Source organism: Peterkaempfera griseoplana (genome assembly GCF_001418575.1).
In the GTDB taxonomy this organism is placed as follows: domain Bacteria; phylum Actinomycetota; class Actinomycetes; order Streptomycetales; family Streptomycetaceae; genus Peterkaempfera; species Peterkaempfera griseoplana.
Map to the genome: position 1 here is coordinate 1 of NZ_LIQR01000144.1, position 6,130 is coordinate 6,130.

A 6,130-nucleotide genomic window follows, 5' to 3' on the forward strand; every position below is an offset into this window, starting at 1 on the left:
CGGTCTGCAGCAGGCCCGGCACGGTGTGGGCCGCGTACTCGGCCACGGATGCGGCCTGCGCCTCCAGCTCCATGAACCGGCGGTACTTGTCGGGGTGCGCCTCGCGGCAGGCCAGCGGATAGAGCCGCCCGAAGTGGCCACCCGTACCGAAAGCCGCGTCGAGCTTGGCCGACAGGTCGGGCGGGACGACCCGGTCGGCCGTCTCGATGTTGCCGAGATGGCTCTTGCTGTAGTTGAGGATGCCGGCCAGCTGCACCAGCGAGAGCCCCGCCTCGGTCCGCAACCGGCGGATCTCCGCCCCGTAGAAGTCCCGCACCGAGCGGCCCGGTTTGAGTTCCCTCGGACGAGCGGCCATGGCGCCCACCCCCCATGTCCTCACAGAGTGCTGCGGATGTGTGACTCCTGGTGAGGATAGTGCCCGGCGGCGATGCTCTGCGTACGGAACGACCGACCTCACCCCGCAGGGAGCGCCACCGCCATGCACCAGCGCCGCACCGGCACCAGCCGGCTCGTGGAAGCGGCCGACGCCGCACGGGAGTTGGCCGACGCCCTGGCCCTCGCCGGCTTCACCTTCCCCTCGCTGCGCGCAGACCAGCCCGTGCTGGACCGGGCCCATGTGCAACTGGGCGGCGCCTCGGCCGAGCTGGTCCGGCAGCTCGCCGCCTGGATCAGGGAGCGGGCATGACCAGCCGGATGACCCTCGGGGTCTATGTCCGCACCGGCGACGGCCGCACCGTCCGCCTGCGCCCCGCCGGCCCGGTCACCCCCGTCACCCAGCCGGACATCCACTCCGGCCTGCGCTTCCCGCCCTGCCGCTGCCCCCGCCACGCCGACCACGCCGGGCCCCCGCCGCCGGTCGGGCCCGGCTGACGGCGGCTCGGGACGACGAGGGCGCCCGCCCGTCGCTCACCACCATCCGCCGGCCGCCGGACCGGATCGGCGACGATAGGGTCCGGCTGCTGCCGGGCGGGATCGCCGACGGGGACGCTGCCGCCGTGATCACGCCGCCGGTACGCGACTCGGCCTGGATCCCCCGCCCTGCCGACTCAACCTTTCCGGCTCCGTGTGCTGTCGACCTGGATGACGGAACAACCAGGCGGGGAAGGGGGAGCAGCCGTGGACACGAGCGCGGAGGCCGAGTTCCGGGACTTCGTACGGTCCCGGTGGCAGCCGCTGCTGCGCACGGCCTATCTGCTCACCGGCGACCACGGCCGGGCCGAGGAGCTGGTGCAGACCGCGCTGCTGCGGACCCACCGGCACTGGCGGCGCATCGAGCGCTCCGACGCACCCGAGGTCTATGTGCGCAAGGTCCTGGTGAACCTGCACAACACCTGGTGGCGGCGGAGCCGCCGGCCCGAGCAGCCGACGGACGCGCTGCCGGAGCGCAGCGATCCCGGCGGCGACGCCTACGCCACCTACGAGCTGCGGGACGAGCTGTGGCGGGCGGTGCTGGAGCTGCCGCCGCGGATGCGGGCGGTGCTGGTGCTGCGCTACTTCGAGGACCTGCCGGAGGCCGAGGTCGCCGGGATCCTCGACTGCTCCCTGGGATCCGTCAAGTCGCAGACCTCGCGGGGCCTGGAGCGGCTGCGGGCCGCACTGGGTGGCCCCGCCTCCCCCGGGAATGGGAGCAGCTGATGCGGAGCACGGATGTCGAGGACGCCCTGCGCAGGGAGTTCGCCGCACGGGCCGGGCGACTGCCGGAGGGCGGCCGGGACCCGTACGCGGAGGTGACCCGCCGGATCGCCGGGCGGCGCCGGGCCGCCGCGGCGGCGGCCGGGGTGCTGGTGCTGGGTGCCGCCGTGGTGGGGGCGGTGACCGCACTGGGCGGGTCGCGGTCCGCACCCCCGGCGTCGGTCGTGGTGGACGGCGGCTGCGGCAGCACGCCGGTGCGGCGGGGCGGGGCGCCCGCCTGGACCGCCTCCGCGCACGCCCCGGCGGACCTGCCCTATGTGGTGTCCGCCGAGGGCAACGCGGTGGGGTTCCTCTTCGTCGACCGGCTGCTGGCCGGCCCGCACCAGGGGGGTGCCCAGAACAAGATCCTCTGGGTGCTCCGCGGCCCCGGCACCGGTCCGCTGGACATCGACGCCCATCCGCTGGGCTCCGGCGAGCCGCGGACGCACCAGCGGGAGCCGGGCTACGGCGCCGGCAGCTACCCCTCGATCACCGACATGCCCGCTCCCGGCTGCTGGCGGCTGACCCTGGACTGGGGCGGCAGCGGCACCGCGACGGTCGACCTCCGCTACGGCCGTCCGGATGCAGCAGAATGATCACATGACAGTCGACCCGCTCGCATTGAGAATCCATCAGGTCTCCCATCTGACAGGCGAGTTCGTGCTCCGCTCGGGCCGCACCGCCGCCGAGTACTTCGACAAGTACCGCTTCGAGAGCGATCCGGTGCTGCTGGACGCGATCGCCGAGCGGCTGGCCCCGCTGGTGCCGGCGGACGCCGAGGTGCTGGCCGGCCTGGAGATGGGCGGCATCCCGGTGGTCACCGCGCTGGGCCGGCACACCGGTCTGCCCTGCGCCTTCGTCCGCAAGCAGGCCAAGGAGTACGGCACACGCCGCCTCGCGGAGGGCGCGGAGGTCGCCGGGCGGCGGGTGCTGGTGGTGGAGGACGTGGTCACCAGCGGCGGCCAGATCGTGCTCTCCACCGCCGGGCTGCGCGCGCTGGGGGCCGACGTCGGCACCGCGCTCTGTGTGATCGACCGGGGGCAGGGCGGTGCGGAGGCGCTGGCCGCGGAGGGGATCGCCCTGCGGTCGCTGCTGACCGCGGACGACCTGCGTACCGCCGCGGCTCAGCAGTAGACCGGGCTCAGTAGTCGACCGGTTCGCGGATGATCGGACAGGTCATGCAGTGCCCGCCGCCGCGGCCTCGGCCGAGTTCGGCGCCGACGATGGTGATCACCTCGACCCCGGCCTTGCGCAGCAGGGTGTTGGTCTGGGTGTTGCGGTCGTAGGTGAAGACCACACCCGGCTCCACCGCCACCGCGTTGTTGCCGCTGTCCCACTGCTGCCGCTCGGACGCGTAGACGTCGCCGCCGGTCTCGATCACCTGCAGACCGGACAGGCCCAGCGCCTTGGCCACCACCTCGGTGAACGCCCGGGAGCCCTCGTCGACCAGCTCCACGCCGGGAGCCCCGTCGCCGGGGTGCAGGGTGAAGGGGTGGATGCCGTCCACGATGCCCGGGTACACCGTGACGATGTCCCGGTCGGCGAAGGTGAAGACGGTGTCGAGGTGCATCGCCGACCTCAGCTTGGGCATGCCCGCGACGATCACCTGCCGGGCCGCGCCCCGGGCGAACAGCTCCGCCGCCACCTGGGTGATCGCCTGCCGCGAGGTGCGCTCGCTCATGCCCATCAGCACCACGCCGTTGCCGACCGGCATGATGTCGCCGCCCTCGAAGGTGGCCTGGCCCCAGTTCTGCTCCGGGTCGCCCCACCAGACGGTGGAGCCGGTGAAGTCCGGGTGGAAGAGGTAGACGGCCTTCATCAGCAGCGTCTCGTCGTGCCGGGCGGGCCAGTACAGCGGGTTGAGGGTCACTCCGCCGTACAGCCAGCAGGTGGTGTCGCGGGTGTAGAGGGTGTTGGGCAGCGGGGGCATCAGATACTCGCGGACACCGGCCGACTCCCGGGCCAGGGCCAGGTAGCCGGGGCGGAAGTCGCCCGGCAGGTCGGCGGTGGCGAGGCCGCCGACCAGGTACTCGGCGAGCCGGCGGGGCTCCAGGGACTCCAGGAAGGCCCGGGTGGCGTCGACCAGCCCGAGGCCGACCTCATTGGCGGTGATCTTCCGGTCCAGCAGCCAGGACCTGGCCTCCGCCAGCTCCATGGTCTGCGTCAGCAGGTCGTGCAGCTCGACCACGTCCACGCCGCGCAGCCGCAGCTTGTTGACGAAGTCCGCGTGGTCGCGCTGGGCGTTCTCCACCCACATCACATCGTCGAAGAGCAGGTCGGCGGCGTTGCCCGGGGTGAGTCTGCGGTGGGCGAGCCCGGGTGCGCAGACCAGGACCTTGCGCAGTCTGCCCACCTCGGAGTGGACTCCGTAGGCCGACGAGGGGGCGGCGTCTTGGCTTGTCATACGGGTACGGCTCCTTGGCTCGGTGGCGGCTGCCGCCGGTGCGGCCGGCTGCGGGTCAGATGCTGATCCAGCCGAGCGCCAGGGCGACCACGCCCAGTACGGCGCCGGCGATCGAGACGGCGAGGACGACCAGCTCGAGGGGCGAGAACAGCCGTCTGGACTGCTCCCGGCGGGCCATCACAAAGAGGACGCTGGCCGGTGCGTAGACGATGAACGAGACCAGCAGGTACTTCAGCCCCGCCGCATAGAGCAGGAAGGCGGTGTAGACGGTGGCGAGCGCGGCGACCACCACGTCGCGGGTGACGCCGGGGCCGCCGGACACCGCGGGGCGGCCCTCCCGGCCGGGCGCGATCTTCAGCGCGTAGGCCGCGGCGAGCAGGAAGGGGATCAGGGTGAGCGCGCTGGTCAGGTCGAGGGCGAAGTTGAAGGCGTCGTCCGAGAAGAGGGTGACGACCAGCACGATCTGCGACAGGGTGGTGCTCATCACCAGGGCGGGCACCGGCACGTCCGCCGCGTTGGAGCGGCCGAGGAACCGCGGCATGTCCTTGTCCCGGGCGGCGACGAACAGCACCTCGGCGGCCATCAGGGTCCAGGCCAGATAGGCGCCCAGCACCGAGACGATCAGGCCGGCGCTGACGAACACCGCGCCCCAGGTGCCGACGGCCGCCTCCAGCACCCCGGCCATGGAGGGCTGGCGGAGCCGGGCGATCTCCGCCATCGGCAGCAGGCCGTAGGAGACGATGGTGACCGAGGCGAAGACGGCGAAGACCGCCAGGAAGCCGAGAACGGTGGCGCGTCCGACGTCCTCGCGGCGCTCGGCGTGCCGGGAGTAGACGCTGGCCCCCTCGACGCCGAGGAAGACGAACACCGTCGCCAGCATGGTCCCTCTGACCTGCTGGAACAGCGGGCCCGCATAGTCGGCCCCGGCGAAGTTCCCGGCGAAGACGTGCGGCTTGAGACAGAAGAGCGCCAGGACGACGAAGACCACGATCGGGACCACCTTGGCGACGGTCACGATCCTGTTGATCGCTGCGGCCTCCTTGACGCCCCGCCGGATCAGCAGGAAGAAGGCCCACAGGCCGGCCGAGGAGAGCGCCACCGCGAGCGCCGTGTCCCCCTTGCCGAGGGCGGGGGCGATCGCGCCCGCGGTCGACATGATGAGCACCCAGTAGGTCACATTGCCGACGCAGGCGCTCGCCCAGTAGCCGAAGGCGGCGAAGAAGCCCAGGTACTCGCCGAAGCCCGCCTTGGCGTAGGCGTACACACCGGCGTCGAGCGCGGGCCTGCGGATCGCGAGGGTCTGGAAGACGAAGGCCAGCATGAGCATGCCGACGCCGGCGACGGTCCAGGCGATCAGCGCTCCGGCCACGCCCGTCTCCTCGGCGAAGCGGCGGGGCAGGGAGAACACCCCCGCGCCCACCATCGATCCGACGACCATCGAGGTCATCGTCCAGAAGGTCAGTCTGGCCGTGTACGGCGTCTCGACGGCGGTCTCGGCCTCGATCATCTGGTCCCCACTCGGTGCGGGCCGGGCCGGGCGTAGCTCAGCCGCGAAGATATGGGGAGACTATCCATAGATCATGATTAATGTCCGTATTGTCGGCCGCGGCGTCGGCGGCCGCGACGCGGGCCGCGGCGCAGCGGCAGTGGTGCCTGGTGACGGAGTTGGTGATCCATCAGCGGTGCGTGATCGCGGAGATGACAGCCACTTCCCGGCTGCCCGAAATCCACTGTCCGCAGATGCCTCTGACACCTCCTCAGCCGTGTTCCGCCGCAGCGCCGGCGCCCGCCCTCCCCATCGGGTCCGCAGTGGTCAGCGTGGGGTCCCGCTCGGCGGGGGCCGTACCGCCGATGCTGGAGGGACACACCGTGACCGTGCGCCCACCCCGGGTGGGACGCAGAGCGGAAGGGACCGTCGCCGCCATGCAGCAACGGTGGGGCGCCGCACTGGCCGACCGTCGGCACACCGGGTCGCCGGGGGCCGGCTACTGGTGCGAGTGCCTGGCCCGCACACCGAACCACGCCCGCACCTTCCGGCTGGGCTCCGCCCCCGCC

At 72.5% G+C, this 6,130-nt stretch carries 8 protein-coding genes; 5 read left to right on the plus strand and 3 right to left on the minus strand.

Annotated elements, in window-relative coordinates:
• Positions 1-355: helix-turn-helix domain-containing protein (locus tag AOK09_RS12045; RefSeq protein WP_157875867.1), on the minus strand; the 355-nt coding region annotated here is incomplete at its 3' end.
• A 123-nt stretch (positions 356-478) separates the two neighbouring features.
• Between AOK09_RS12045 and AOK09_RS12050 the strand changes: the two genes are divergently transcribed.
• The 5 genes from AOK09_RS12050 to pyrE all read left to right on the plus strand — a co-directional run bounded on the left by AOK09_RS12050 (position 479) and on the right by pyrE (position 2,805).
• A complete protein-coding gene (locus AOK09_RS12050) occupies positions 479-685 on the plus strand; it encodes a hypothetical protein (protein ID WP_055587154.1) in 207 nt (68 codons plus the stop codon).
• Positions 682-870 carry a hypothetical protein gene (locus AOK09_RS12055; protein WP_055587155.1) on the plus strand — a complete coding sequence of 63 codons (189 nt, stop codon included), beginning with the start codon at positions 682-684 and terminating at the stop codon, positions 868-870. The genes AOK09_RS12050 and AOK09_RS12055 overlap by 4 nt, the downstream gene beginning before the upstream one ends.
• A gap of 246 nt (positions 871-1,116) precedes the next feature.
• On the plus strand, positions 1,117-1,635 hold the full coding sequence (locus AOK09_RS12060; protein WP_245687251.1) for a SigE family RNA polymerase sigma factor: 519 nt from the start codon (positions 1,117-1,119) through the stop codon (positions 1,633-1,635).
• Entirely contained in the window at positions 1,635-2,267 is a 633-nt protein-coding gene (locus AOK09_RS12065; protein WP_055587157.1) for a hypothetical protein, read from the plus strand. The genes AOK09_RS12060 and AOK09_RS12065 overlap by 1 nt, the downstream gene beginning before the upstream one ends.
• Positions 2,268-2,271: 4 nt before the next feature.
• Complete coding sequence (gene pyrE, locus AOK09_RS12070; RefSeq protein ID WP_055587158.1) at positions 2,272-2,805, plus strand: orotate phosphoribosyltransferase; 534 nt, start codon at positions 2,272-2,274, stop codon at positions 2,803-2,805.
• Between the two features lie 7 nt (positions 2,806-2,812).
• Here the strand turns inward: pyrE and AOK09_RS12075 are convergent, their stop codons facing one another.
• Together AOK09_RS12075 and AOK09_RS12080 are read right to left on the minus strand one after the other, a co-directional pair.
• Positions 2,813-4,075, minus strand: coding sequence for an arginine deiminase (locus AOK09_RS12075; RefSeq protein WP_055587159.1), 1,263 nt, complete (start codon positions 4,073-4,075; stop codon positions 2,813-2,815).
• 55 nt (positions 4,076-4,130) lie between these two features.
• Positions 4,131-5,582 (minus strand): basic amino acid/polyamine antiporter, encoded by a 1,452-nt coding sequence (locus AOK09_RS12080; protein ID WP_055587160.1) that lies wholly within the window; start codon positions 5,580-5,582, stop codon positions 4,131-4,133.
• Positions 5,583-6,130 lie beyond the last annotated feature (548 nt).